Origin of the sequence: Caulobacter ginsengisoli (assembly GCF_030814835.1) — a bacterium.
GTDB lineage: Bacteria > Pseudomonadota > Alphaproteobacteria > Caulobacterales > Caulobacteraceae > Caulobacter > Caulobacter ginsengisoli.
Window position 1 is genome coordinate 1 of record NZ_JAUSVS010000012.1, and the last position, 24,620, is coordinate 24,620.

A 24,620-nucleotide genomic window follows, 5' to 3' on the forward strand; every position below is an offset into this window, starting at 1 on the left:
CCACCGACGGCCCGCCTGACGCTCAGAACGTCAGGCGGGCGTCCCGGAAGACAGCCTCACAATAACGGCAAGCCAACAGACAAGTGGGCCGTGGAGCACACGGGATTTCAGGATTGAGCACTGCCGGAGTGGGCGTGCCTGACACTCCGTGTGCTCCCCAGAGCCCACTCCACCACTTCGTGGTCCCCCTCGCCCAAGGGGCGAGGAATTAGGCCAGCCACACCATCATCCGCGTCGGGACCTTCTCGCCCCGCGCCAGGCTGTCGCGCAGCTCCAGGCGGCCGGTGTAGAGGAACCCCGCCTTGCACAGCACCCGCCCGGACGCCGGGTTGTCGGTGTAGTGGCCGGCGACGATGTGGCGGCGTTTCCAGGCGCGCTTGGCCCAGGCGAGGGTGGCGTCAACAGCCTCGCTGACCAGTCCCCGGCCCCAGTAGGGGCGGCCGATCCAGTAGCCCAGCTCCGTGCCGGCTTCGTGCGGGTTGAGGCCGATCACCCCGATCACCCCCTCGTCCTCCAGTTCGATGGCGAACACCTGGTCCTGGGCCGGGTCGAAGGCCTCGCAGGCGCCCAGGAATTCCTCGGCGTGTTCGGGCAGGTAGGGATGGGGCATGCGGCTCAGCATGCGGGCGACGTCCCAGTCGCCGGCCAGTTCGACAAAGCGATCCACGTCGCCTCTGTCCGGCGCCCGCAGCAGCAGCCGGCGGGTTTCGAGTATGGGACTGGGTTCGATGACGCACATGATGTTTAGCCTCCCGGCCGGCTTCCTCTGGGGGGAAGGTTTCGGCCTGAAACGAAAATGGGGAGCCCGGCGAACCGGACTCCCCATTTGGGTTTCGTGTCCGGATCGCTTGCTTGGGCGATCCGGAGCGTGGGTCCCGGAGCGCCTACTCGGCGGCGGGAGCCATGGCCGGAACGACCGTGACGTAGGTTCGGTCATCGCGCTTGGTTACGAACTTCACCGCACCGGTTTCGAGCGCGAAGAGGGTATGGTCCTTGCCGATGCCGACATTGACGCCCGGCCAGAACTTGGTGCCGCGCTGGCGGACCAGGATGTTGCCGGCGGCGACGGCTTCGCCGCCGAACTTCTTGACGCCAAGGCGCCGGCCGGCGGAATCGCGGCCGTTGCGCGAGGAGCCGCCTGATTTCTTGTGAGCCATGGGTGCTCTCCTAAACGATCAGAGGAGGCCGACGCTTACGCGTCGCCGTCCTTCTTGGCGGGGGCCTTCTTGGCGGCCGGTTTCTTGGCGGGGGCAGCGGCGTCAGCCTTAGGGGCGGCCTTCGGAGCAGCAGCCTTCTTGGGTGCGGCGGCCTTGGCTTCAGCCTTGGGGGCCTCGGTCTTGGCTTCGGCCTTAGGCGCGGCGGCCTTCTTGGCGGCGGGCTTGGGAGCCTCAGGCGCCGGGGCGGCAGCTTCAGCCTTCGGAGCGGCCTTGGGGGCAGTAGCCTTGGGCGCGGCGGCCTTGGGGGCGGCCTTCGGAGCCGCGGCCTTCTTGGCAGCCTTGGGAGCGGCTTCGGCGACGGTGCCTTCCGGCAGGCGCAGGTTGCGTGAGCGGGCGTTCAGCACGGCCTTGGTGGTCAGGTCGACCGTGCCGTCCCAGGTCTCGCTCTTGCCTTCGCCGGCGATGCCGGTGACGCGCAGGACGGTTTCGAACTGGCGGTGACCGCGGGTGCGGCGATAGCCCTGGCGGCGGATCTTCTTGAAGATCTTCACCTTCTCGCCCTTGCGGGTCTCGATCAGGGTCGCGGTGACGGCGGCGCCGGCCACGGTCGGCGCGCCGATGACGACGGTGTCGCCCTCGCCGAGCATCAGGACCTGGTCGAAGGCCACTTGCGCGCCGGGCTCGCCGCCCAGCTTCTCAACGACCATCAGATCCCCGGCCTTGACCCGGTACTGCTTGCCGCCGGTCTTGATCACCGCGTACATCGGTTTCGCCCAATCGTTCTCTAAGAGAGTTTGTAGTCGCAAAAAAGTTTGCGCCCGCGAGAGAGCCCGCGGGCGAGGGGCCGGACTTATACAGGGGAGATCGCCCGAGTCAACGGTTCCGGGCCGGTTTCGAAAGCCTCTCGATAGTTACATTATAACAGGCTATAGCGGATGGGTGACCTCAACGCTTTTCGCCTCCATCGCCCTGGGATTCGCCGTCGCCTTCATGCACGCGGCGCTGCCCACCCATTGGCTGCCTTTCGTGCTGGTCGGCCGCGACCGGCAATGGACGGCCAGCAAGACCCTGGGCGTCACCCTGGTGGCGGGGATCGGCCATGTGCTGGTCACCGTGGCCCTGGGGTTTCTGGTGCTGGCCGGCGGCCTGGTCATCCAGCCCCACATCGCCGCCGTCTTCCCCTACATCGCCGGCGGCCTGCCCATCGCGCTGGGACTCTATTACCTGTTGCGCCACTCCAGACGGGCCAGGGTCGCGGCGGGCGAGAAGCGCCCGGCGCTCTACGCGACCGACGCGGCGGCGATCTCGGGGCTGGTCGCCCTGTTGGCCGTTTCCCCCTGCGAGGCCTTCCTGCCGGTCTATCTGGCCGGGGCGCCGCACGGCTGGGCGGGCTTTCTGATCCTCAGCCTGGTGCTGACCCTGGCGACGGGGCTGGGTATGACGCTATTCACCAGCCTGTCGCTGGCCGGGGCCGACCGGCTGAAGCTGGTCGCGCTCCAGGGTTACGAGCAGGCCATCCTCGGCGCGGCCCTGGTTATCCTCGGCGTCGTCGTCCTGCTGGTCGAACGGACATAGCGATCCGGCTCCGGCTCGCCTAAATGAGCGCCATGGACACCGCGACCCCCACCCGTACCCCCGTCACCGTGCTCACCGGCTATCTCGGGGCCGGCAAGACCACGCTTCTGAACCGCATCCTCTCGGAGGACCACGGCAAGCGCTACGCCGTGATCGTCAACGAGTTCGGCGAGGTCGGCATCGACAACGACCTGATCGTCGGGGCCGACGAGGAAGTCTTCGAGATGAACAACGGCTGTGTCTGCTGCACGGTGCGCGGCGACCTGATCCGGGTGCTCTCGGGCCTGATGAAAAGGAAGGGCGGCTTCGACGCCATCATCGTGGAGACCACCGGCCTGGCCGATCCCGGTCCGGTGGCCCAGACCTTCTTCGTCGACGACGACGTGCGGGCCCGCACGCGGCTGGATTCGGTGACCACGGTGGTCGACGCCCGCCATATCACCCTGCGCCTGGCCGACAGCCGCGAGGCGGTCGAGCAGATCGCCTTCGCCGACCAGATCGTGCTGAACAAGACCGACCTGGTGACCGAGGCCGAGCTGGTCGAGGTCGAGGCCCGCATCCGCCGCCTCAACCCCCTGGCCGCCATCCACCGCGCCCAGCGCTCGAACGTGCCGCTGGAGGCCATCCTGGGCCGGAACAGCTTCGACCTGGACCGCATCACCACCCTGGAGCCGGACTTCCTCAACCCGCCGCACGGCGAGGCGGGGCATGTGCATGACGACCACTGCGACCATGACCACCATGGCCACGACCATGACCATCACGGACACGACCACCATGACCATGTGCATGACGACGGCATCAAGGGCGTTTCCCTGACGCTGGAAAAGCCGCTGGACGGGATCAAGATCACCCGCTGGCTCAACGACCTGCTGCAGGCCAAGGGCCCCGACATCCTGCGGGCCAAGGGCATACTGGATGTGAAGGGCGAAGACCGCCGGCTGGTCTTCCAGGCCGTCCACATGATCCTGGAGGGCGACTACCAGCGCGACTGGAAGGCCGGCGAGACCCGCAACAGCCGCATGGTGTTCATCGGCCGCGACCTGGACGAGGCGGCGCTGAAGGCGGGTTTCGAGGGGTGTGTGGCTTAATCCGCCCCCGGCGGGGGCGGACGACCTCGCCAGAGCGAGGTCCGGTGAGGGTTTCGGGGCCGTGTTACGAAGGTCGGGGCTAGTTCCCGGTCTATGGGCTTGGCGCCTAGCACAGTCGCGAGCGACTCACGGTTCTGGCCGCCGCATGGCCTCCCAAACCCTCACCTGGCCGGCCACGGGCGCGCTCGCTGCGCGCCTCGGGCGGGCCGTCCGCCCCCGCCGGGGGCGGAATAACAAAAAGGGCCGGTGTCGCCACCGGCCCTTTTCCGTTCAGCCTTGCGGCTGGATCAGTTCACTTCTTCCAGGATCAGGCCGACCTTGAAGTAGCCGTTGCCCTGCAGGACGTTCAGCACGGACATGAACTGCTCGTAGAGCACGTCCGGGTTCGACTGGATGAAGATGCGCTGCTCGGTGGGCGGGCCGGTGTCGCCGTTGTTGAGGAGGCCGATCGGGATGTCGGTCGGCAGGGCCGCCAGCGAGGTTTCCTTGCCACCGAAGAAGATGTGGCCGCCGGGCTGCAGCGAGATGAAGACCGGCTTCTTGTGGTCGTTGGCGTCCGGCGGCACGGCCGGCGGCAGGTCGACCTGGATCGACACCGTGGCCAGAGGCGCGGTCACCATGAAGATGATGAGCAGAACGAGCATGACGTCCACGAAGGGCGTCACGTTCATGTCGCTGTTCTGACCGAGGTCGAACTTGTTCTTTTTTCCGCCGGCGACTTTCCCTGCCATGCGCACACTCCCTCTCGCGCCCCTTCGAGGGGCCCGTTGCGTTCGAAAACACCCATCGCCCGGAAGAGCGAGGATGTAAAGCCCGACTATCGTGACAGGAGAATCCGTCACCATCTGGGCAAGCGGTCCCGGTCGCGCTAGCACCCTTGGGTATGACCCAAGCCTTTCGAACCTCTTACGACGCCTACGTCTCGGACGCCCGATTCGTTCCCTCCAGCGAAGCAATTTTCGCTCTGGGCGACGGCACGGTGCGCAGTTCGGGCGGCCAGGCCGTCCAGGCCCACGACGGGGTAATCCTCTGCGCGGCCGGCCATCCCAGCGGCCAGGGCGTCATCACCGGCGGCGATGACGGCCGCCTGGTCTGGACCCGGGACGGCGAGGCGAGCGAGCTGGCCAAGGTCCCCGGCCGCTGGATCGACTCGGTCGATTCGCACCCCGGCGGGCTGATCGCCTATTCGGCCGGGCGCGACCTGCATGTGCGCGATGTGAAGGACGCCAAACTTCAAGCCCGCTTCACCCATGAGAAGTCGGTGGCGGCGGTGGCCATCGATCCGGGCGGCCGGCGAATCGCGGCGGCCACCTATGGCGGGGCGGCGCTCTGGTATGCCCGCATAGCCGAGCAAAAGCCGCAGATGCTGCGCTGGGCCGGCAGCCATATCGGCCTGGCCTGGAGCCCCGACGGCAAATTCCTGATGTCGGCCATGCAGGAGAACAGCCTGCACGGCTGGCGGCTGGCCGACGGCAAGGACATGCGGATGGGCGGCTATCCGGCCAAGGTGAAGAGTATGTGCTTCCTGTCCGGCGGACTGATGCTGGCCACGGCGGGCGCGAACGGCGCGGTGATCTGGCCGTTCGCGGGCAACAATGGACCCATGGGCAAGGAGGCGGCTGAGGTCGGCTTCAACGAGGGCGCCCTGGTCGTCCGCGTCGCCGCCACCCCCAAGGGCGGGGTGCTGGCCGGCGGGCTGGACGACGGCCGGGTCTGGGTGGGCGACCTGGGCTCGGGATCGCTGAAGACGGTCAAGGCCGAGAAGGGCGCGGCGATCAGCGCCCTGGCGGTCAGCCCCGACGGGGCCTGGGTGGCCTGGGGTGACGAGGACGGCGAGGTGGGGGTTATCGCCGCGCAGGCCTGAGCGGCCCCGCCTTGGCGATGGTGATGTATCGGATGCCGTCCAGGTACATGAGGGAGACCTGGATGTCGCCGATGTTCCAGCCGCATTCGGTGGAATCGAGATAACCCATGTAGTCGTGGCACACGGGCTCGCCGCCCAACCGCTGCCTAAGGTCGGCGGTGAGCGCCTCGAGGCGCACGCCGGTGTCCCGCTTCACCGACTGCAAAACGATGTCTTCCACCCGGTCCTGGCCATCGAAATGCACCCGCGCGGCGAACTGCTCGCCGCCAAGCTGCTGGTCGGGAAGATTCAGACCGGGGCGCGCGTCAGCGAACTCGATTGAAGATGGTTCGCTCGGAAAGTCCGCGGTGACCTGGGCGCGGCTGTCGCCCGGCCGAACCGCCGGCCAGGGACCCTGCGCCACGGCCGCCGCCACGAGCGCCAGCATCAGCCATGACGCCATGGCGACCTCCTAGAACCCTCGAAGCTCGCCCCAGATTTCGAAGTCATCGCGCCGTGTCCGCCAGTTGTTGATCGGTGCGCTGGTATCGGCATAGCCCAGCGCCATCCCCGAGAAGAGCATGTGGTCATCGGGCAAATCTATGGCGCGGGCCACGGTGCGCGGATAGCGGGCCCAGAACTCCTGGGCGCAGGTATCCAGGCCGCGCTCGACCGCCAGCAGCATGACGTTCTGCATATACATGCCCAGGTCCGCCCACTGCGGTGGGCCCAGCTTGCGGTCCAGGCAGAAGAAGATCCCGACCGGGGCGCCGAAGAACTCGGTGTTGCGCATCAGCTGGCGGATGCGGCCGGGCTTGTCCTCGCGGGGGATGTCGATCGAGGCGTAGAGGTCCTCGCCGCACTGGTAGCGGCGGGTGCGGAAGGGGTCCCACAGGTCGCGCGGATAGACGTCGTATTCCGGCTCCTCGCCGCCGAGATTGGCCGCCACCGTGGCTTTCAGGGCCGCCAGCGGCTCGCCGGTCAGGGCGGTCACCCGCCAGGGCTGGAGGTTGCCGCCGGAGGGCGCCTGGCTGGCCGCGACCAGAATCTCGCGCACCACCTCGCCCGGGACCGGGTCGGGCTTGAAGGCCCGGGTGGAATAGCGGGCGGCGATGGCCTGGCTGACGTCCATGGCTTAAGTCTTTCTCGGCTGTGACAGGCTTGGCTAGCACCCGGCCGCAGGGTCATGGCAAGAGGGGGCCATGCAGGATCCGAATTCGCCCAAGGACGAGGACGAGGACGCCCCGCCGCCGGCGGAGATGGAATCGTCGTTGGACGAACCCGCGCCGGAGCCGGGCATCGAGCCAGAGCTCGAGCCAGAGGTTACGGCTGAGCCGGATCCCGGGTCTGAACCGGAACCGGAGCTGGAGTCCGAGCTAGAGCCCGAGCCGGAGCCGGAGCCGGAGCCCGAACCGGAACCGGAACCTGAGCCAGAACCCGAGCCAGAACCGGAACCTGAGCCAGAACCCGAGCCCGAACCAGAACCAGAACCAGAGCCAGAGCCGGAACCCCCGCCGGCGGTCGTCCTCCCGCCCCCGCCCTATCGCCCGCCGCCCCGTCGCGAGCCGCCGCCCAGGCGGGTCCGGCAGCGGCCGCGCGGTCTGGGCCAGTGGGTCAGCAGGCTGTTCGTCTGGGGACTGATCATCTTTGTCGTCTGCCCGGTCGGGCTGACGGCCATCTACCGCTTCGTGCCGCCGCCGATCACCTTCCTGATGGTCCAGCGCCTGTTCGAGGGCAAGGGACTGGACCGCCGCTGGCGCTCGCTGGACAGCATGTCGCCGGCCCTGCCCCGGGCGGTGATCGCCGCCGAGGACGCCCGGTTCTGCGAGCACCACGGCTTCGATTTCGAGGCCATGGAAAAGGCCTATGCCCGCAACCAGCGCCACCCCGGCAAGATCCGCGGCGGTTCGACCATCAGCCAGCAGACCGCCAAGAACGTCTTCCTCTGGCCGCAGCGCTCCTATGTCCGCAAGGTCGCCGAAGCCGGCTTCACCGTCCTGATCGAGGGGCTGTGGGGCAAGAGGCGGATCATGGAAGTCTATCTCAACAGCATCGAATGGGGGCCGGGCGTCTACGGCGCCGAGGCCGCCGCCCGGCGCAATTTCGGGGTCGGGGCCGACCGGCTGACCCCCGCCCAGGCCGCCCGGCTGGCCGCCATCCTGCCCAGCCCGCTGAAATGGAAGGCCGCCGCGCCGGGGCCCTACGTCAAGAAGCGCTCGCGGCGAATCGGGGCGGCTTCGGGGACGGTGCGGCGCGATGGGTTGGGGGCCTGTGTGGTCGAGTAGAGGGCGTTGCGGCGTGAAGGCCTTCAAACCACCCCTCAACCGTCATGGCCGGGCTTGTCCCGGCCACCCATACACACCGGAGACGACGGTTGGCGGCGGGCCTGACCGGGGGCCTTCTTGAGCGCCGCGTTTATGGGTGGCCGGCACTTCGGCCGGCCATGACGGACGTTGGAATGAGGGACCCTTGACTGAGCCCAGCCCCGGGCCTCTCCTGCGCCACCAAAATTCTCCTTAAGAAGGGAAGCGCAGCATGAAGCTCAAGCTCATGGCGGCCGGCGCCGCCATCGCCCTCGTCGCCGGTCTCGGCCTTGCCGCCAGCACCGGCGCTCCGGCCCAGGCCCAGACGCCCGCCGCGACCCCCGCCGCCATCCCGACCCCGGCGGAAGCCAAGGCCTTTACCGACAAGGCTGAGGCCGATCTCGAGAAGCTCTCGGAATACGTCAACAAGGCCTCGTGGGTGCGGGCCACCTACATCACCGAGGACACCCAGTGGCTCGAGGCGAAGGCCACCGCCGAGATCACTGACCTGGCGACCAAATACGCCATGCAGGCCTCGCTCTATGACAAGACCGACGCCGATCCGGTCACCCGCCGCAAGCTGGACCTGCTCAAGCGGGGCCTGGTCGTGGCGGCTCCGCAGCGGCCCGGCGCCGCCGACCAGCTCGCCACCATCGCCTCGCGGCTGGACTCCACCTATTCGACCGGCAAGTTCCAGTACGGCGGCAAGACCCTGACGCTGAACGACGCCGAGGACATCATGGCCCAGAGCCGTGACCCGGCCGAGCTGAAGGCCGTCTGGGAGGGCTGGCACTCGATCTCGCCGGTCATGCGCGGCGACTATGCCGAGCTGGTCAAGCTGGCCAACGAGGGCGCCACGGGCCTGGGCTACAAGGATACCGGGGCGCTGTGGCGGTCGGGCTACGACATGCCGGCCGACGCCTTCGCCGCCGAGACCGACCGGCTGTGGAAGCAGGTCGAGCCCTTCTACAAGAACCTGCACTGCTATGTGCGGGCCCGGCTGAACGAGAAGTACGGCGACGGCGTGCAGCCGCGCACCGGCCCGATCCGCGCCGACCTGTTGGGCAACATGTGGGCCCAGGACTGGGGCAACATCTATCCGCTGGTGGCGCCCAAGGAAGACACCTCGGCCTACAGCCTCGACGACCTGTTGGTGAAGGCCGGCTATGACCCGGTCAAGATGGTCAAGACGGGCGAGAACTTCTACTCGTCCCTGGGCTTCGATCCGCTGCCCGACACCTTCTGGACCCGCTCGCAGATCACCCGGCCGCGCGACCGCGAAGTCGTCTGCCACGCCTCGGCCTGGGACCTGGACGACAAGTCCGACATCCGCATCAAGATGTGCACCAAGGTCAACGGCGATGACTTCTACACCGTCCACCACGAGCTGGGTCACAACTACTACCAGCGCGCCTACAGCGGTCAGCCCTGGCTGTTCAGGGGCGGCGCCAACGACGGCTTCCACGAGGCGATCGGCGACTTCGCCGGCCTCTCGGCCCTGACCCCCACCTACCTCAACCAGATCGGCCTGCTGGACAAGGTTCCGGGCGAGGAGGGCGACATCCCCTTCCTGATGAAGATGGCCCTGCAGAAGATCGCCTTCCTGCCGTTCGGCCTGCTGGTCGACAAGTGGCGCTGGCAGGTGTTCGACGGCCAGCTGACCCCGGCGACCTATAACGACGGCTGGTGGAAGCTGCGCACCCAGTACCAGGGCATCACCCCGCCCGGGACGCGCCCGGCCGACGCCTTCGATCCGGGGGCGAAGTACCATGTGCCCGGCAACGTGCCGTACACCCGCTACTTCCTGGCCCACATCTACCAGTTCCAGTTCCATCGCGCGGCCTGCAAGATGGAAGGCTGGAAGGGCCCGCTGCACCGCTGCTCGATCTACGGCAACAAGGCGGTGGGGGCCAAGTTCAAGACCATGCTGGAGATGGGCCAGTCGCAGCCCTGGCCCAAGGAACTGGCCGCCTTCACCGGCGAAACCCAGACCGACGCCAGCGCCGTGACCGACTACTTCCAGCCGCTGAACAAGTGGCTGATCAAGGCGAACAAGGGCGAGAAGTGCGGGTGGTAGGGTAGCCTTCTCGGCGTTGAGGGGAGCGCGAACGACCGCGCCTCCCCGATCCTCACCCGGAGGGGGAGGGGGACCATGCGGAGCATGGTGGAGGGGGTCGCCGTGGTCATCACGGTTCAGGAAGAGGCGCGGCTGATCGGCTGAAGCCTCCACGTTCGCTGCGGAAATCTCGGCTACCCCCTCCACCACGCCTGCGGCGCGGTCCCCCTCCCCCTCTGGGTGAGGATTTATTGGGGGGAGAGCGTTCGACCTGGCGATCGCGTGAATGGCTTGGCCGCTTCAGCCAAGATCATCACCTCGACCCTGGCAGGATCGTTCACCACGAGATTGCTCGGAATCCGCAACACCCGGATGTGCCGTTCAGCGAGCCACATGTCCCGTAGAGCGTCGTCGATCTGCTTGGTTTCGAGATTATGGATGCCACCATCGACCTCCACGGCCAGTCGCACCGCGTCGCAGTAGAAGTCGAGCACGAACCGGCCGAACGGATGCTGTCGCCGGAAATGTAGCCCGCCTAGGGCGTTGCGCCTGAGGCGAGTCCACAGCTTTTTCTCCGTGAACGTCATCTCGCGCCGAAATTTGTGGGCGCGATCACGGGTTTTGGCAGGCGCATCCATCGCGAGAACATATCAAGAACAATGTTCTTTGCAAATCCTCACCCGGAGGGGGACCATGCGGAGCATGGTGGAGGGGGTCGGTGTGGTCATCACAATTCAGAAAAAGGCGCGGCTGATCGGCTGCGATGCCACATCAAAAGTGGAAATCACACCGACCCCCTCCACCACCCTTCGGGCGGTCCCCCTCCCCCTCCGGGGGAGGATTTGCATGAGGGGGCTACCCCGCCGCCTTCAACCCCGCCAGACTCGCCGCCAGGTCCGCCTGGCGGAAGGGCTTGGCCAGGAGGGGGAGGTCGGCGGCCAGGCCTTCGGCTTCGGCGAAACCGGAGATGATCAGCAGGCGCTGGTGCGGCCAGCGCTCGCGCACGGCGCGGGCCAGCTCGGTTCCGGTCATGCCCGGCATCAGATGGTCGGTGACCAAGAGGTCGATCTTGGCGCCGGCGTCCAGCAGGCTGAGGGCCTGGTGGGCGGACTCGGCCTGGGTGACGGAATAGCCCAGGTCGCCCAGCATGTCGGCGGTGCTGGCCCGCACCAGCGGCTCGTCATCGACCAGCAGCACGGCGCCGGCCGATGTGGCCAGGCCCGGGGCCCGAGGTTCGGCAATCGGACTTCCGGCCTGCCGCTCGCAGGCCGGCAGCCACAGTTCGACCAGCGTCCCCAGGCCCCGCCGGCTGGCGATGGCCAGGCCGCCGCCCAGTTGGGAGGCCAGGCCGTGGACCATGGAAAGGCCAAGCCCGGTGCCCTTGCCCACGCCCTTGGTGGAGAAGAAGGGCTCGACCGCCCGCAGGACGGTGTCGGGGTCCATGCCCTCGCCGGTGTCGGCCACCGACAGCCGCAGATAATCGCCCGCCGCCAGATTGGCCCGGTGGCCGGCGGCGACGGTGTCGAGGGCCAGGGACAGGGTCAGGGCGCCGCCATCGGGCATGGCGTCCCGGGCGTTCACACTGAGATTGAGCAGGGCCATTTCCAGCTGGTTGGCGTCGGCCAGGGCCGGGGGCAGGTCGTCCTCAGCCTCCACCCGCACCTTGATCTGCGGCCCGGAGGTGGAGGCGATCAGCTGGGCCATGCCGCCGATCAGGGCGGCGACATCGACCGGCTCGGGCCTGAGCGGCTGGCGGCGGGCGAAGGCCAGCAGGCGCTGGACCAGCACCTGGGCCCGCTCAGCCGACTGCAGGGCGCCGTCGATCAGCCGCTGCTCGCGCTCGCCGCCCAGCCCCTTGCGCTGCAGCATGTCCAGGCTGCCGATGATGGGGGTCAGCAGGTTGTTGAAGTCGTGGGCCACACCGCCGGTCAGCTGGCCCATGGCCTCCAGCTTCTGGGCCTGGCGCAGGGCGTCCTGGGCCTGGACCAGCTCGGCGGTTCGGGCCTCGACCTGTTTTTCCAGGTTGGCGGCCAGGTCGCGCAGGGCCCGTTCGGCGCGGCGGCGGGCGATGGCGGTCAGGGTGCGCTCGGCCACCTCGCGGGCGAAAGCCAGGTCGTCGGCCGCCCAGGCGCGGGGCTCGGCGCTGTTCATGAACAGCACGGCGACGACCCCGCCCTGGTCGCGGATCGGCATGTTGACCAGCGACCGCACGCCCGAGGCGAGCAGGATCTCGGCCTTGGGCGCGGCGCCGGGGCTCTGGGCGATGTCCTCGACGATGACGGTTCCGCCGCCGGCCAGGGCGCTGACCCGGGCCTCGTGGTCGCGAAAATGGCGAACGCCCGTGCGGCTGACCACGCCCGGCGCGCACCAGTCGCGCTCGATGGTCAGGGTCTGGGCGGCCCGGTCGGCATGGCCGAAGGCGACCCGGCAGGCGTCCAGGGTGGCGCCGATGATCTGGGCCGCCGCATAGGCCAGTTCGGCGGGATCCTCCATGTCGCGGATACAGTCGCTCAGGGAGACCAGGGCCGCCCGCCGCGCCTCCAGGGCCCGGCGATGGGTGACGTCGACCGAGATGCCGGCCATCCGCACGGCCTTGCCCTGCGCGTCGTGGAAGGCCTGGCCGCGGTTGCTGATCCAGCGGATTTCGCCGGTGGGCGTGATCACCCGATAGTCGATGTCGAAATCGGCGCCGGTGGCCAGGCTGTCGATATTGGCCTGGCGCTGACGCTCGCGGTCGTCGGGATGGATGCAGTCGCGCAGGTCGCGGAAGGTGAAGGGGGCGGCGGGATCGCGGCCGAAGATCTCGCGGCAGGTGGCCGAAGTGGTCAGCTCGCCCCGGATGAGGTCCATGCTCCAGGCGCCGAAACGCGCGGCGTCCAGGGCGAACCGCAGTTCGGACTCAAGCTCTCCAATCTCACTCATCGGGACATTTCCACGGGCGAAGCCCCTGCCGGCGGCGAATCAAGTACGCGCCTTGAAGGAGTCGGATTCAACCCCCCATGGCGCCGCACATGGTTTCCGCCATCTTCACCCAACTTGGTGGCCGATGCGTTTACCGCACCTTCCGCAAAGTGTCGGATCGGCGGGCCTGATCCGTCGTGAGTTGGGGGAGGGGAGCTGATGTCTCCTCATAAGGGGCTGGCGCCGCTGCGGCGGATCGTGAACTTCCTTGGGCGTTTTGCGGGCAATCGACGCGGGGCCATCGCCGTGCAGGCGGCCCTGTGCGCGGGGCCCATCCTGGTGATGACCTTCGGGGCGCTCGATATCGCCAACGCCTCGCAGGAAAAGACCCGGCTGCAGGACGCCCTGGACGCCGCCGCCCTGGCCGCCGCCCGATCCCCGGCCACGACCGACGCCGGGCTGGCCGCGGTGGGCGATCCCACCCTGGCCGCCGATATGACGGGCTCCAAGGCGACGGTGACCAGCAAGAGCTTCCATCTGGACGGGAGCAAGGTGATGGCCAGCGCCACGGCCAAGGTGCCGGCCCTGATCGCCGGCATCTGGTCGCAGGGCGACATGACCATTGGCGTCAAGGCCGAGGTCGTCCGCGCCTCCAACGATGTCGAGGTGGCCCTGGTGCTCGACACCACCGGCTCGATGGCCGGAACCCGGATCGACGACCTGAAGACGGCGGCCAAGGACCTGATCGACATCGTGGTCAAGACCAACCAGACGCCCTTCTACACCAAGGTGGCCCTGGTCCCTTACTCGATGGCGGTGAATGTCGGCTCGACCTACGCGACCCAGGTGCGCGGCTCGTACACGGCCGGAACCTGCACCACGCCCGGCTGCGCCAGCTTCAAGTTCACCAACCCCTCGGGAAACTTCAAGACCTTCGCGATCAGCAATTGCGTCAGCGAGCGGACCGGGGCTGACGCCTTTACCGACGCGGCGCCCAGCGCGGCGCCCTTGGGCCGCAACTATCCCGCCTCGGGCAATCCCTGCATCGCCAGCACCATCGTGCCGCTCTCCAGCGACCGGGATTTCCTGAAGGGCAAGGTCGACGCCCTGTCGGCGTCCGGCTCGACGGGGGGTCATATCGGCGTGGCCTGGGGCTGGTACATGGTCTCGCCCAGGTTCGGCTATCTGTGGCCCAGCGCCAGCCAGCCGGCGGCCTATGGCGGCGAGCACCTGCTCAAGGTCGTCGTGCTGATGACCGACGGCGAATACAACTCGACCTATTGCAAGGGCGTGATCAGCCAGGACTCGACGTCGGGCAGCGGCTCCAGCTCGGACCACATCAACTGCGACGCCCCCAACGGCAGCGCCTTCACCCAGTCCCAGACCCTGTGCACGAACATGAAGGCGGCCGGGGTCATCGTCTACACGGTCGGGTTCGACGTGGTGAACGACCAGCGGGCCAAGGACCTGGTCAACGGCTGCGCCACCGACGCCCAGCATGTCTACCTGCCCTCGACCGGCGTCGCCCTGCAGGACGCCTTCCGGGCCATCGGCCGCGATATCGACTCGCTGCGATTGTCGAAGTGACGGTCGCCTGAGCCGGAAGGGCGCTATCGGAACCGGCTTCCAAGCCCCTGATGCCGCCCGCGGCGTTGACCTTCGATTCACCATGGCCGTTGGCGAATTCCTTACCTGCTGAGGTCATGCTGGGGCGGAAAGGGGTGTCGTCCGCCATGCTGAGCGCCATGCTGCAACCCATTGCCCAACTGGGCATGCGGATCGTGCGGAGTTTCCGCCGCGATCGCCGCGGGGCCGTGGCCATTCAGTTCGCCATCCTGGCCGTGCCGCTGGCGGTGCTGTCGTTCGGCCTGGTCGACATCAACCGGGCCAGCGTCGCCAAGCGCGAGCTGCAGGACGCCCTGGACGCCGCCACCCTGATGGCGGCCCGCTCCAGCGCCACCAACAACACCGGCCTGCAGACCGTCGGCTCGGCCGCCCTGGTCGCCCAGCTGGGCACGATGAGCGACGCCACCCTGACCAGCTCCAGCTTCGTGCTGGGCGGGACGGGCAACACCACGGTGATCTCCACCGCCAAGGTCAAGGTCACCCCGATCATCGCCAATCTGTGGCTGCAGGGCGACATGACGGTCGGGGCCGCCTCGCAGGTCGTCCGCTCCCAGAACAAGCTGGAAGTGGTGCTGGCGCTCGACAACACCGGATCCATGGCCTTCACCCTGGGCAGTTCGACCAAGATCAGCGCCCTGAAGACCGCCGCCACCGGCCTGGTCTCGACCCTGCAGGCCGCCGCCAGCAGGAGCTCGCTGACCGATCCGATCAAAATCGGCGTGGTGCCCTTCTCGATGAGCGTCAATGTCGGTTCGACCTATCAGAACGAGGTCTGGATCACCGGCACCCAGCCCAACGAGTATGGCGAGGACATTTTCAACACCCCGACCAACCGCTTCGCCATGCTGACCCAGATGGGAGCCACCTGGGCGGGCTGCGTCGAGAGCCGTCCGGCGCCCTACGACATCCAGGACACCGCCCCCACCCCCTCGATCGGGGGCACGATGTTCGTGCCCTACTTCGCCCCGGACGAACCGGACGACAACAAGATCAGCTACACCAGGTGGGGACACACCTACTACTACGACTTTGACAACAACTACATCAGCAACGACAATACCTCGAGCACCGTCTGGAAGACCCGCCAGGGCAACACCACCAAATACAGCACCAGCATCTCGTCCACAGCGAGGGGCACGGGGGATTTCGGTCCCAACCGGGAATGCGGCCTGACCCCGCTGCTGCGGCTGACCAGCAACTTCTCGACGGTGACCAACAAGCTCAACTCGATGGTCAGCGTGGGCAACACCAACGTCGCCATGGGCCTGATGTGGGGCTGGCATGTCCTGTCCCCCAACGCGCCCTTCGCGGACGGCGTCGCCTACGGCACGCCCAAGGTGACCAAGGTGATCATCCTGCTGACCGACGGCGACAACACCAATGACGAGGTCTCCAATCCGGAGAACTCGATCTACACCGGCGTCGGCTATATCTGGCAGAAGCGCCTGCTGGCGTCGGGCTCGACCTCGACCTATCTGGACGAGACTTCGAGCGACACCCAGCGCCGCGACGCCATCGACGACCGCGAGGCCAAGCTCTGCGCGAACATCAAGGCCAAGGGCATCATCATCTATTCGATCGGCGTGGGGGTCTCGACCCACTCCAAGTCGATCCTGCAGACCTGCGCCAGCTACAGCGACTATTATTACGACGTCACCGACGCCTCGCAGCTGGATACCGTCTTCGACAACATCGCCGGCGCGATCGCCTCGCTGCGGATCTCGAAATAGCGCGCGGCGCATCCGCGGACGGACCGGCGTGGTGAACGCGATTTGACCATGCCTGGCGCCCGTTCCGGTAACCGACTTCAGCTAAGTTCCGTACCCGGACCGACTGGGGGAGGTTACGGTGTGCGGCGCTGTGAAATTCCTGAAATCCTGGCTGGGCGACCGCAGAGGCAACGTGGCGGTCATCGCCGCGCTGAGCATGCCCCTGGTCGCCGGCGGGGCGGCCTTCGGGGTGGAATCCAGCTACTGGTACTATGACCAGCTGCGTATCCAGCAGGCCGCCGACGCGGCGGCCTATGCGGCGGCGCTGGAAAACCGGGCGGGCAGTTCGACGGCCAGCATGACCGCCGCCGCCCTGGCCGCCGCGACGGCCAACGGATTCAACGCCGCCACCGACACCCTCATCGTCAATACCCCGCCGACCTCGGGTCCCAATCAGAACGCCAATTCGGTCGAGGTGAAGCTGGCGCGCGCCGAGACCCGCTATTTCTCGCAAATCTTCATCTCGACCCCGGCGATCGTTCGGGGCCGGGCGGTGGCGACCTACCAGACCGCGGCCAACGCCTGCATCCTGGCGCTGGACAAGGGGGCCAGCCGCGCCATCGAGTTCACCGGCAGTTCGACGGTCAGCCTGAACGGCTGCAACGTCATGGCCAATTCCATCGCCGACGAGGCCGTCTACAGCCAGGGGGCCACGACGGTCAGCGTTCCCTGCCTGATGTCGGCCGGCGGCGCCTCGATCAACGCCGAGGTCACCCTGACCGCCTGCGCCGCCCCCATCACCCAGATGGCGCCGGTCAAGGACCCCTTCAAGGACCTCGCCGAGCCGGCCCTCACCGGTCAGTGCCGCAATTCCAACGGCGCGACCCTGCAGCCGGGCCGCTATTGCAACGGCCTCAATCTGCAGGGGTCAAAGAACCTGAACCCCGGGACCTACATCATCGATGGCGGCACCCTGCGGACCAACGGCAGCTCGGTCATTTCCGGCTCCGGCGTCACCTTCTACCTGACCAACGGCGCCGACGTGAGCTTCAACGGCAACGCCAGCCTGACCCTTTCCGCACCCACCACCGGCGACCTGACCGGCATCCTGTTCTTCGGCGGCCGATCCAACACCGGATCGGTGACCCTCAACGGCACGGCCGGGTCCAACCTGACCGGCGCCCTCTATTTCCCTAACCAGTCGGTCAGCTATCTGGGCGACATGCAGGGGTCGAACGGCTGCACCCAGGTGGTCGCCCGGACGGTATCCTGGAGCGGCAACGCCAACCTGGCCGTCGACTGCACCGCCTATGGCATGAGCGCCCTGCCGGTCGGCGGCGCCGTCAAGTTGATGGAGTAGCGGCATGCCATTGCGCTTCGCACCCGGCCCCATCCTGCGCCGACTGTCCGCCGACCAGCGGGGCGCCGCCATGGTCGAGTTCGGGCTGATCGCCCCGATCCTGGCCCTGGTCGTGCTGGGTATCGTGCAGGGCGGCACGATGCTGGGTAAATACAACGCCATGCGCACGGGCATCAGCAACGGGGCCCAGTATGTGATGGGCGGCGGAACCGATCTGGCCACCGCCCGGCTGATCGCCCAGGAGGCCTGGCCCTCGCGCGGGGCCACCGCCACCATCGCCGCCAGCAAGGTCTGCCGCTGCGGCGGAACCGTGGCCGACTGTTCGCTGCTGTGCGCCAGCGATCAGAGCGTTCCGCAGGCCTTCGTGACCATCAGCGCCACGGACATCTTCAACGACGGCGTCGTCAACCACTCGGTCTCGGCGCAACAGGTGGTGCGGGTGCGATGAGAGGCCGGGCTTTCGGGCGCTTCGCCGTCGACCGGTCGGGCGCGACGGCCGTGGAGCTGGCCCTCGTCGCGCCGGTGCTCGTCGTCTGCCTGTTCGGCATCTTCAATCTGGGCCTGGCCTATTACAGCGGCGCGGCGGTCCGCAACGCGGTGCAGCGCGCCTCCCGCGTCCTGATCGCCAGTCCCGCGACGCCGGCCTCCAGCCTCCAGGCCTCCGCGGCGGGCATGCTGGCCAACGTGCCGGCGCAGAACCTCACCCTCACAGTGACGGCGACCACGATCGAGGGGGTCGCGGTCAAGCGCGTCGCCTGGACCTATGGCTACCCGCTGAGCATCCCGTTCGTGCCGGACCGGGTGCTGACCTTCGAGTCCAGCCTCCTCGTCGCCGCAGCCGCCAGCTGAGCCCGAGGGGGGATCCGGCCCGGCCATGGGGCGTCGACCGTCACGCGACTGTCATGGGGTGGTCATGGAAGTTTATAAACTCCGTAGCCTGACCGTCATGGAGCGATCCTAAGAGTCCGCCACCAACCCTGCGCGAGGGGCGCCGGGCTACGGACAAGGATCAAACCATGAAGACGAAGACCTCGCTGATCTGCGGGTCTGCGCTGGGCGCGCTCGCGGCGCTGGCCCTGGGCTCGGCCGTGCAGGCGCAAGAAACCACCACCGTGTGGAAGGGCGCCCCGCAGTGGAGCAATGACGGCGTCACCTTCAAGGTCCGTGGACGCCTGCTGATCGACGCCGTCTTCCAGAGCGTCGACCGTGAAGTCGGCGCCGATTTCGACACCCGCGCCCTGCGCGGCCGCCAGGTGTTCCTGGGCGTCGAAGGCCAGCTGAACAACTTCTTCTACTACAAGGCCGAAGGCGGCGCTGTGAACGGCGGGGCCTGGGCCTGGGACGACGTCTCCATCGAATGGAAGCCCGACGACTTCACCTCGGTCGCGTTCGGCAACATCAAGGTGGCCGGCATCGAGAACCTGACCTCGACCCGCTTCACGACCTTCATGGACCGCGGCCCCTACGGTGAAATGGGCCCCGACAGCTACCTGGTCAGCGCCGTGGCCAAGAAGAACGGCCTCAACTGGGTCGCCGCCATCGGCGTCCAGGGCGACACCATCAACAACGGCGACCTGAACGCCGGGGTCACCAACGCCCCCGACTCCAAGGAGCGCATCGGCGTGACCGGCCGCCTGGCCTTCGCCCCGATCATGACCGACACCGACAAGCTGCACCTGGGCGTCTGGGCCCGCTACCGCGATCACGGCAACGAAGCCGCCTTCGCCTACGCCACCCGGCCGATCACCGCCTTCGGCAACCGCTACCTGACCACCGGCGCCATCGGCGACACCGACACCACCTGGGGCGTCGAAGGCGCCTGGGTCCACAACAGCTTCTCGATCCAGGCCGAATACGCCGACGTCAAGGTGGCCCGCTTCATCAGCGCCACCACCGCCGGCAGCGACCCGGACGTCAAGGTGGGCTACGCCATGATCAGCTTCTGGCCGACCGGCGAAACGCGCAACTACGACGGGACCAAGGGCGAGTTCGGCCGTCCGAAGATCCTCAACTCGGTGTCTTCCGGCGGCATGGGCGGGGTCGAGCTGGCCCTGCGCTACGACTACGCCGACGCCACCGACGCCTACGACACCGCCTCGAACGCCGCTTCGCGCACCACCTCGCGCGACGCCGGGGTCTTCAAGGGCTGGACCGCCGGGGTCAACTACTACCCGACGCCCTACGTCCGCTTCCAGGCCAACTACAGCAAGATCACCCAGGACATGCCGGTCCTCGGCCGTGACGTGGATGTCGATCAGCTGCAGTTCCGCGCCCAGCTCGACTTCTAAGCCAGCCCAGCAACCTCGGACCCAAAGGTTCATTCCATGAAAAAGATTCTCGGAACGGTCGCCGCGCTCGCGGTCATGACCATCGCCTCGCAGGCCCACGCGGCCCGCGACTACGTCTGGGGCGCCGGCTCCTCGACGGTCTTCCCCTTCGCCACCCGCGTGGCGGAAAACTTCGCCAAGAAGAACGGCGGCAAGGCCCCCAAGATCGAGTCCCTGGGGACCGGCGGCGGCATCAAGCTGTTCTGCTCGGGCTCGGGCGAAGGCTTCCCCGACATCGCCAACGCCTCGCGGCCGATGAAGAAGTCGGAATTCGACGCCTGCGCCGCCAAGGGCGTCAAGGACATCATCCAGATCAAGGTCGGCTTCGACGGCATCGTCATCGCCAACGACAAGGATTCGCCCGTCTACAACTTCAAGCTCGACGCCCTGTATCTGGGCCTGTCGGCCCAGGTGCTGCGCTACGGCAAGTTCGTCCCCAACCCCTACAACACCTGGGACGACGTCGGCGTCGGCCTGCCGGGCAACAAGATCCTGGTCTATGGCCCGCCGCCCTCCTCGGGCACCCGCGACGCCTTCCTGGAGCTGGCCATCGAGGCCGGGGCCCGCAAGTTCCCGCTGCTCGACGAGATGCGCTCGAACAACGAAAAGGGCTTCAAGAACCTGGTCGATCCGCTGCGCAAGGACGGCTGGATCGACGCCGGCGAGAACGACAACGCCATCGTCCAGACCCTGGTCAAGACCCCCGGCGCCCTGGGCGTGTTCGGCTTCTCCTACCTCGAAGAGAACGCCGACAAGATCCAGGGCTCGTCCGTCAACGGCGTATTCCCCACCGCCGCGACGATCGCCAACGGCTCCTATCCGCTGTCGCGCGTGCTCTACATCTACGTCAAGAAGTCCAACCTGGGCGTGACTCCCGGCCTGACGGAATATGTCAACGAGTTCCTGTCGGACGCCGCCTCGGGTCGTGGCGGCTACCTGCAGGGCCGCGGCCTGATCCCGCTGCCCCCCGGCCAGCACGACGGCCAGAAGGCCCTGTTCAAGGCCGGCACGACCATGGCCCGCCCCGCGGCCTGACGTTCGGCCATCCTCGCGAAGGCCGCGGTCCCCGGACCGCGGCCGACGCATTTCATCATCCCGCCCCGACCGAGTGACCATGATCTTCCTGATCGCCCTGGCCGCCCTGCTCGCCCTGTCGGCCTCGGCCTATCAGCTGGCGCGGCGACGCGCGGTGAGTTCCGCCGGCGGCCGGCTCGCCATCCTGCATTCCCTGCCCGGCTATCACGGGACCTGGGTGGCCCTCTGGACCGGCGCGCCCGCCGCGCTGCTGCTGGTCCTGTTCCTGATCTTCGGCGCCAGGCTGGAAGGGGCCGCTATCCAGGCCCAGACGCCGCCCGCCGTGGCCAAACTCGACGCCCAGCGCCAGGCCGTCTTCTACAGCGACGTCCAGGCCACCGCCGCCGGCAAGGCCCGCAGCGCGGTCAGCTGGGACGGCGAGCTGAAGACCGCCTTCGAGGCCAAGACCGCCGAGGCGCGCAACATCTCGACCCTGGGCCTGGTCCTGGCCATCGGCCTGGCGGTCGTGCTGGCCCTGGCCGGCTTCCTGCTGGCCTATCCGCGCCTGAACAAGGACTTCCGCGCCCGCAACCGGGTCGAGGGCTGGACCGACCTGCTGCTGGTCGTCTGCTCGGCCGTGGCGGTGCTGACCACCGTGGCCATCGTCGCCTCGGTGGCCTGGGAGTCCTTCCGCTTCTTCCAGAGCGTCTCGCCGCTGGACTTCTGGTTCGGGACCGACTGGAGCCCGCAGATCGCCATGCGCGAGGACCAGGTCGCGGCCAAGGGGGCGTTCGGGGCCGTGCCGCTGTTCGCCGGCACCTTCCTGATCATGGCCATCGCCATGATCCTGGCCGGCCCGGTCGGGCTGTTCTCGGCCATCTATCTCTCGGAATACGCCGGATCGGCCGTGCGGGCCTGGGTCAAGCCGCTGCTGGAGATTCTGGCCGGGGTGCCGACCGTGGTCTACGGCTTCTTCGCCGCCCTGACCGTCGGCCCGATCTTCCGCAGCTTCTTCAACTGGATCGGTTCGTTTCTGGTCGGCGGCCCGCTGGATGGGCTGGGCCAGTATCTGGCCGGCGTCCAGAACCAGATGGCCCTGACCGCCGGGGTGGTGATGGGCATCATGCTGATCCCCTTCGTCTCCTCGCTGTCGGACGACATCATCAACGCCGTGCCCCAGTCCCTGCGCGACGGCAGCCTGGCCATGGGGGCCACCAAGTCCGAGACCATCACCCAGGTCATCCTGCCCGCCGCCCTGCCGGGCGTGGTCGGGGCGATGATGCTGGCCATGTCGCGGGCCATCGGCGAGACCATGATCGTGGCCATGGCCGCCGGCCTGCAGGCCAAGCTGACCGCCAATCCGCTGGATACGGTGACCACGGTGACCGTGCAGATCGTCACCCTGCTGACCGGCGATCAGGAATTCGACAGCCCCAAGACCCTGGCCGCCTTCGGCCTGGGCCTGACCCTGTTCGTCGTCACCCTGACCCTGAACATCATCGCGCTGACCATCGTGCGGAAGTACCGGGAACAATATGACTGACGCCGCCCAACACCCCAGCGCCAAGCATCTGAAGAAGCGCTACGCCGCCGAAGCGCGGTTCAAGATGTACGGGCGGCTGGCCATCACCATCGCTCTGGCCTTCCTGGTCATCCTGCTGGGCCGGATCGTGCTGCAGGGCTATTCGACCTTCACGACCAACACCGTCTCGCTGCCGGTCTATCTCGACCCGGCGCGGATCGACCGCGCCGACCTTTCCGGCTCGAACTACGACTACCTGGTGTCGCTGGCGGTGCTGAAGGCCCTGGGCGAGACCGAGGACGAGCTGGGGACCATGTCCGAGGACGCCTCCGCCCTGATCAGCCGCGACCTGGGTTTCCAGATCCTCGACAAGGTCAAGGCCGATCCCGGCCTGATCGGCAAGACGATCACCGTCACCGGGCCGGTCAAGGCCGACGCCGATCTCTACTACAAGGGCGAGATCAAGCGGTCGGTCGCCGAGGGGAACCGCAAGCTGAACGACCGGCAGCTGACCTGGCTGGACCGTCTCAAGAAATCCGGACGCGTCCATGGCGGGTTCAACAGCGCCTTCTTCACCCACGGCGATTCCACCGAGCCCGAGCAGGCCGGCATCCTGGGGGCCGCCGTCGGGTCGGCGATGATGCTGCTGGTCACCGCCCTGATCGCCATTCCGGTCGGGGTGATGGCGGCGATCTGGCTCGAGGAGTTCGCGCCCAAGAACGGCTGGACCGACCTGATCGAGGTCAACATCAACAACCTGGCCGCCGTGCCGTCGATCGTCTACGGCCTGCTGGGCCTGGCGGTGTTCATCAACTGGCTGGGGGCGCCACGGGGCTCGCCCCTGACCGGGGGCATCGTGCTGGCCCTGATGGCCCTGCCGACCATGATCATCGCCACCCGCGCCGCCCTCAAGGCCGTGCCGCCGTCGATCCGCGACGGAGCGCTGGCCATCGGGGCCTCGCGGACCCAGACGGTGTTCCACCATGTCGTGCCGCTGGCCCGGCCCGGCATCATGACCGGGGCCATCCTGTCGCTGTCGCACGCCCTGGGCGAGACCGCCCCGCTGCTGATGGTGGGCATGGTGGCCTTCGTGCCGGGCATTCCTTCGAGTTTCATCGGCGGGGCGACGGTCTTGCCGGTGCAGGTCTTTATCTGGGAAAACGCCTCCGAGCGGGCCTTCGCCGAACGGACGGCCGCGGGCATCATGGTGTTGCTGGCCTTCATGATCGTCATGAACGCCACCGCCATCATCCTGCGGCGGCGCTACGAGCGGAGATGGTAGTCAAGGTGAACATGCAGACCTCAGCCCCCACTCCCGTCGTCGGGACGCACGCCAACCAGGCCCCGCCGGCGGGCGAGCCGGCCAAGATCACCGCGCGCGACGTCAACGTCTATTACGGCGCCAACCATGCGCTGAAGTCGGTGTCGCTCGACATTCCCGGCAAGTCGGTGACCGCCTTCATCGGCCCGTCCGGCTGCGGCAAGTCGACCTTCCTGCGCTGCATCAACCGCATGAACGACACCATCCCCGGCTGCCGGGTCGAGGGCCGCATCGGGCTGGACGGCGACGACATCTACGACCCCAGCATCGATCCGGTGTCGCTGCGGGCCCGGGTGGGCATGGTGTTCCAGAAGCCCAACCCCTTCCCCAAGAGCATCTACGACAACGTCGCCTACGGGCCGCGCATCCACGGCCTGGAGACCAGCAAGACCGGCCTGGACGATCTGGTCGAGGCCTCGCTCAAGCGGGCCGGCCTCTGGGGTGAGGTGCATGACCGCCTCAAGGCCCCGGGCACGGGCCTGTCGGGCGGCCAGCAGCAGCGGCTGGTCATCGCCCGGGCCATCGCGGTCAATCCGGAAGTCATCCTGATGGACGAGCCCTGCTCGGCCCTGGACCCCATCGCCACGGCGCGGATCGAGGAGCTGATCGACGACCTGGCCAGCCAGTTCTGCATCGTCATCGTCACCCACTCGATGGCCCAGGCCGCCCGGGTGTCGCAGCAGACGGCCTTCTTCCACCTGGGCAGCCTGGTCGAGACGGGCCCCACCGGGATGATCTTCACCAACCCCAAGGACGGCCGGACGCAGGACTACATCACCGGTCGGACGGGGTAGGGCTTCAAACCCTCGCCCCAT

22 protein-coding genes and 1 pseudogene are annotated in these 24,620 nt (G+C 67.8%); 15 read left to right on the forward strand and 8 right to left on the reverse strand.

The features are described from left to right. Positions 1-208: 208 nt before the first annotated feature. From QO010_RS21310 to rplU, 3 genes and pseudogenes are all read right to left on the reverse strand, one after another. Entirely contained in the window at positions 209-739 is a 531-nt protein-coding gene (locus QO010_RS21310) for a GNAT family N-acetyltransferase (RefSeq protein ID WP_307352580.1), read from the reverse strand. 145 nt (positions 740-884) lie between these two features. Beyond that, a complete protein-coding gene (gene rpmA, locus QO010_RS21315; RefSeq protein ID WP_307352581.1) occupies positions 885-1,157 on the reverse strand; it encodes a 50S ribosomal protein L27 in 273 nt (90 codons plus the stop codon). Between the two features lie 266 nt (positions 1,158-1,423). Next, positions 1,424-1,921 (reverse strand): annotated as a pseudogene (rplU, locus tag QO010_RS21320) (50S ribosomal protein L21); the annotation flags it as partial. Positions 1,922-2,096: 175 nt separating this feature from the next. Between rplU and QO010_RS21325 the strand changes: the two are divergent. After that, positions 2,097-2,732: a hypothetical protein gene (locus QO010_RS21325; protein WP_307352582.1), complete on the forward strand. Its 636-nt coding sequence runs from the start codon at positions 2,097-2,099 to the stop codon at positions 2,730-2,732. Between the two features lie 32 nt (positions 2,733-2,764). Then, the gene (locus QO010_RS21330; protein ID WP_307352583.1) at positions 2,765-3,823 is read left to right on the forward strand and encodes a CobW family GTP-binding protein; all 1,059 of its coding nucleotides are present in this window, start codon (positions 2,765-2,767) and stop codon (positions 3,821-3,823) included. 287 nt (positions 3,824-4,110) lie between these two features. Here QO010_RS21330 and QO010_RS21335 read toward each other — a convergent pair whose 3' ends face one another. Continuing rightward, the gene (locus tag QO010_RS21335; RefSeq protein ID WP_307352584.1) at positions 4,111-4,554 is read right to left on the reverse strand and encodes a biopolymer transporter ExbD; all 444 of its coding nucleotides are present in this window, start codon (positions 4,552-4,554) and stop codon (positions 4,111-4,113) included. Positions 4,555-4,706: 152 nt separating this feature from the next. Between QO010_RS21335 and QO010_RS21340 the strand changes: the two genes are divergently transcribed. Next, positions 4,707-5,687 (forward strand): WD40 repeat domain-containing protein, encoded by a 981-nt coding sequence (locus QO010_RS21340; RefSeq protein WP_307352585.1) that lies wholly within the window; start codon positions 4,707-4,709, stop codon positions 5,685-5,687. Here the strand turns inward: QO010_RS21340 and QO010_RS21345 are convergent. Both QO010_RS21345 and QO010_RS21350 read right to left on the reverse strand, forming a co-directional pair. After that, positions 5,668-6,129: a hypothetical protein gene (locus QO010_RS21345; protein WP_307352586.1), complete on the reverse strand. Its 462-nt coding sequence runs from the start codon at positions 6,127-6,129 to the stop codon at positions 5,668-5,670. The two genes, QO010_RS21340 and QO010_RS21345, sit on opposite strands and share 20 nt — an antisense overlap. Positions 6,130-6,138: 9 nt before the next feature. Beyond that, positions 6,139-6,798 carry a nitroreductase gene (locus QO010_RS21350; RefSeq protein WP_307352587.1) on the reverse strand — a complete coding sequence of 220 codons (660 nt, stop codon included), beginning with the start codon at positions 6,796-6,798 and terminating at the stop codon, positions 6,139-6,141. A 490-nt stretch (positions 6,799-7,288) separates the two neighbouring features. Between QO010_RS21350 and mtgA the strand changes: the two genes are divergently transcribed. Continuing rightward, positions 7,289-7,951: a monofunctional biosynthetic peptidoglycan transglycosylase gene (gene mtgA / locus QO010_RS21355; RefSeq protein WP_307352736.1), complete on the forward strand. Its 663-nt coding sequence runs from the start codon at positions 7,289-7,291 to the stop codon at positions 7,949-7,951. Between the two features lie 250 nt (positions 7,952-8,201). Then, positions 8,202-10,046: a M2 family metallopeptidase gene (locus QO010_RS21360; RefSeq protein WP_307352588.1), complete on the forward strand. Its 1,845-nt coding sequence runs from the start codon at positions 8,202-8,204 to the stop codon at positions 10,044-10,046. Positions 10,047-10,273: 227 nt separating this feature from the next. On the opposite strand, the gene QO010_RS21365 is transcribed toward QO010_RS21360, so the two are convergent. Then, positions 10,274-10,663, reverse strand: a complete 390-nt coding sequence (locus QO010_RS21365; protein WP_307352589.1) for an endonuclease domain-containing protein — start codon at positions 10,661-10,663, stop codon at positions 10,274-10,276. A 217-nt stretch (positions 10,664-10,880) separates the two neighbouring features. Continuing rightward, the gene (locus QO010_RS21370) at positions 10,881-12,947 is read right to left on the reverse strand and encodes a PAS domain-containing protein (RefSeq protein ID WP_307352590.1); all 2,067 of its coding nucleotides are present in this window, start codon (positions 12,945-12,947) and stop codon (positions 10,881-10,883) included. 198 nt (positions 12,948-13,145) lie between these two features. Here QO010_RS21370 and QO010_RS21375 point away from each other — a divergent pair, with 198 nt between their 5' ends. From QO010_RS21375 to pstB, 10 genes are all read left to right on the forward strand, one after another. Next, positions 13,146-14,513 (forward strand): TadE/TadG family type IV pilus assembly protein, encoded by a 1,368-nt coding sequence (locus QO010_RS21375; protein WP_307352592.1) that lies wholly within the window; start codon positions 13,146-13,148, stop codon positions 14,511-14,513. 158 nt (positions 14,514-14,671) lie between these two features. Continuing rightward, positions 14,672-16,282 carry a TadE/TadG family type IV pilus assembly protein gene (locus QO010_RS21380; protein WP_307352594.1) on the forward strand — a complete coding sequence of 537 codons (1,611 nt, stop codon included), beginning with the start codon at positions 14,672-14,674 and terminating at the stop codon, positions 16,280-16,282. A gap of 118 nt (positions 16,283-16,400) precedes the next feature. Further along, positions 16,401-17,621, forward strand: a complete 1,221-nt coding sequence (locus QO010_RS21385; protein WP_307352595.1) for a pilus assembly protein TadG-related protein — start codon at positions 16,401-16,403, stop codon at positions 17,619-17,621. 4 nt (positions 17,622-17,625) lie between these two features. Beyond that, a complete protein-coding gene (locus QO010_RS21390) occupies positions 17,626-18,069 on the forward strand; it encodes a TadE/TadG family type IV pilus assembly protein (protein WP_307352596.1) in 444 nt (147 codons plus the stop codon). Beyond that, a complete protein-coding gene (locus QO010_RS21395) occupies positions 18,066-18,470 on the forward strand; it encodes a TadE/TadG family type IV pilus assembly protein (RefSeq protein ID WP_307352597.1) in 405 nt (134 codons plus the stop codon). Before QO010_RS21390 ends, QO010_RS21395 begins: the two co-directional genes overlap by 4 nt. Positions 18,471-18,637: 167 nt before the next feature. Then, on the forward strand, positions 18,638-19,909 hold the full coding sequence (locus QO010_RS21400) for an OprO/OprP family phosphate-selective porin (RefSeq protein WP_307352598.1): 1,272 nt from the start codon (positions 18,638-18,640) through the stop codon (positions 19,907-19,909). Between the two features lie 36 nt (positions 19,910-19,945). Continuing rightward, positions 19,946-20,983, forward strand: a complete 1,038-nt coding sequence (locus QO010_RS21405; protein WP_307352599.1) for a substrate-binding domain-containing protein — start codon at positions 19,946-19,948, stop codon at positions 20,981-20,983. A gap of 79 nt (positions 20,984-21,062) precedes the next feature. Continuing rightward, complete coding sequence (gene pstC, locus QO010_RS21410) at positions 21,063-22,505, forward strand: phosphate ABC transporter permease subunit PstC (RefSeq protein ID WP_307352600.1); 1,443 nt, start codon at positions 21,063-21,065, stop codon at positions 22,503-22,505. Beyond that, positions 22,498-23,766: a phosphate ABC transporter permease PstA gene (gene pstA, locus QO010_RS21415; RefSeq protein WP_307352602.1), complete on the forward strand. Its 1,269-nt coding sequence runs from the start codon at positions 22,498-22,500 to the stop codon at positions 23,764-23,766. The genes pstC and pstA overlap by 8 nt, the downstream gene beginning before the upstream one ends. After that, positions 23,760-24,599, forward strand: a complete 840-nt coding sequence (gene pstB, locus QO010_RS21420; protein ID WP_370873839.1) for a phosphate ABC transporter ATP-binding protein PstB — start codon at positions 23,760-23,762, stop codon at positions 24,597-24,599. The genes pstA and pstB overlap by 7 nt, the downstream gene beginning before the upstream one ends. The last annotated feature ends 21 nt before the right edge of the window (positions 24,600-24,620 follow it).

What these genes read in the sequence shown, in the direction of transcription:
- QO010_RS21310 (WP_307352580.1), bottom strand. Translation starts at nt 739, where the DNA reads ATGTGCGTCATCGAACCCAGTCCCATACTCGAAACCCGCCGGCTGCTG.
- rpmA (WP_307352581.1), bottom strand. Translation starts at nt 1,157, where the DNA reads ATGGCTCACAAGAAATCAGGCGGCTCCTCGCGCAACGGCCGCGATTCC.
- QO010_RS21330 (WP_307352583.1), top strand. Translation starts at nt 2,765, where the DNA reads ATGGACACCGCGACCCCCACCCGTACCCCCGTCACCGTGCTCACCGGC.
- QO010_RS21335 (WP_307352584.1), bottom strand. Translation starts at nt 4,554, where the DNA reads ATGGCAGGGAAAGTCGCCGGCGGAAAAAAGAACAAGTTCGACCTCGGT.
- QO010_RS21340 (WP_307352585.1), top strand. Translation starts at nt 4,707, where the DNA reads ATGACCCAAGCCTTTCGAACCTCTTACGACGCCTACGTCTCGGACGCC.
- QO010_RS21345 (WP_307352586.1), bottom strand. Translation starts at nt 6,129, where the DNA reads ATGGCGTCATGGCTGATGCTGGCGCTCGTGGCGGCGGCCGTGGCGCAG.
- QO010_RS21350 (WP_307352587.1), bottom strand. Translation starts at nt 6,798, where the DNA reads ATGGACGTCAGCCAGGCCATCGCCGCCCGCTATTCCACCCGGGCCTTC.
- QO010_RS21360 (WP_307352588.1), top strand. Translation starts at nt 8,202, where the DNA reads ATGAAGCTCAAGCTCATGGCGGCCGGCGCCGCCATCGCCCTCGTCGCC.
- QO010_RS21365 (WP_307352589.1), bottom strand. Translation starts at nt 10,663, where the DNA reads ATGGATGCGCCTGCCAAAACCCGTGATCGCGCCCACAAATTTCGGCGC.
- QO010_RS21370 (WP_307352590.1), bottom strand. Translation starts at nt 12,947, where the DNA reads ATGAGTGAGATTGGAGAGCTTGAGTCCGAACTGCGGTTCGCCCTGGAC.
- QO010_RS21375 (WP_307352592.1), top strand. Translation starts at nt 13,146, where the DNA reads ATGTCTCCTCATAAGGGGCTGGCGCCGCTGCGGCGGATCGTGAACTTC.
- QO010_RS21380 (WP_307352594.1), top strand. Translation starts at nt 14,672, where the DNA reads ATGCTGCAACCCATTGCCCAACTGGGCATGCGGATCGTGCGGAGTTTC.
- QO010_RS21390 (WP_307352596.1), top strand. Translation starts at nt 17,626, where the DNA reads ATGCCATTGCGCTTCGCACCCGGCCCCATCCTGCGCCGACTGTCCGCC.
- QO010_RS21395 (WP_307352597.1), top strand. Translation starts at nt 18,066, where the DNA reads ATGAGAGGCCGGGCTTTCGGGCGCTTCGCCGTCGACCGGTCGGGCGCG.
- QO010_RS21400 (WP_307352598.1), top strand. Translation starts at nt 18,638, where the DNA reads ATGAAGACGAAGACCTCGCTGATCTGCGGGTCTGCGCTGGGCGCGCTC.
- QO010_RS21405 (WP_307352599.1), top strand. Translation starts at nt 19,946, where the DNA reads ATGAAAAAGATTCTCGGAACGGTCGCCGCGCTCGCGGTCATGACCATC.
- pstC (WP_307352600.1), top strand. Translation starts at nt 21,063, where the DNA reads ATGATCTTCCTGATCGCCCTGGCCGCCCTGCTCGCCCTGTCGGCCTCG.
- pstA (WP_307352602.1), top strand. Translation starts at nt 22,498, where the DNA reads ATGACTGACGCCGCCCAACACCCCAGCGCCAAGCATCTGAAGAAGCGC.
- pstB (WP_370873839.1), top strand. Translation starts at nt 23,760, where the DNA reads ATGGTAGTCAAGGTGAACATGCAGACCTCAGCCCCCACTCCCGTCGTC.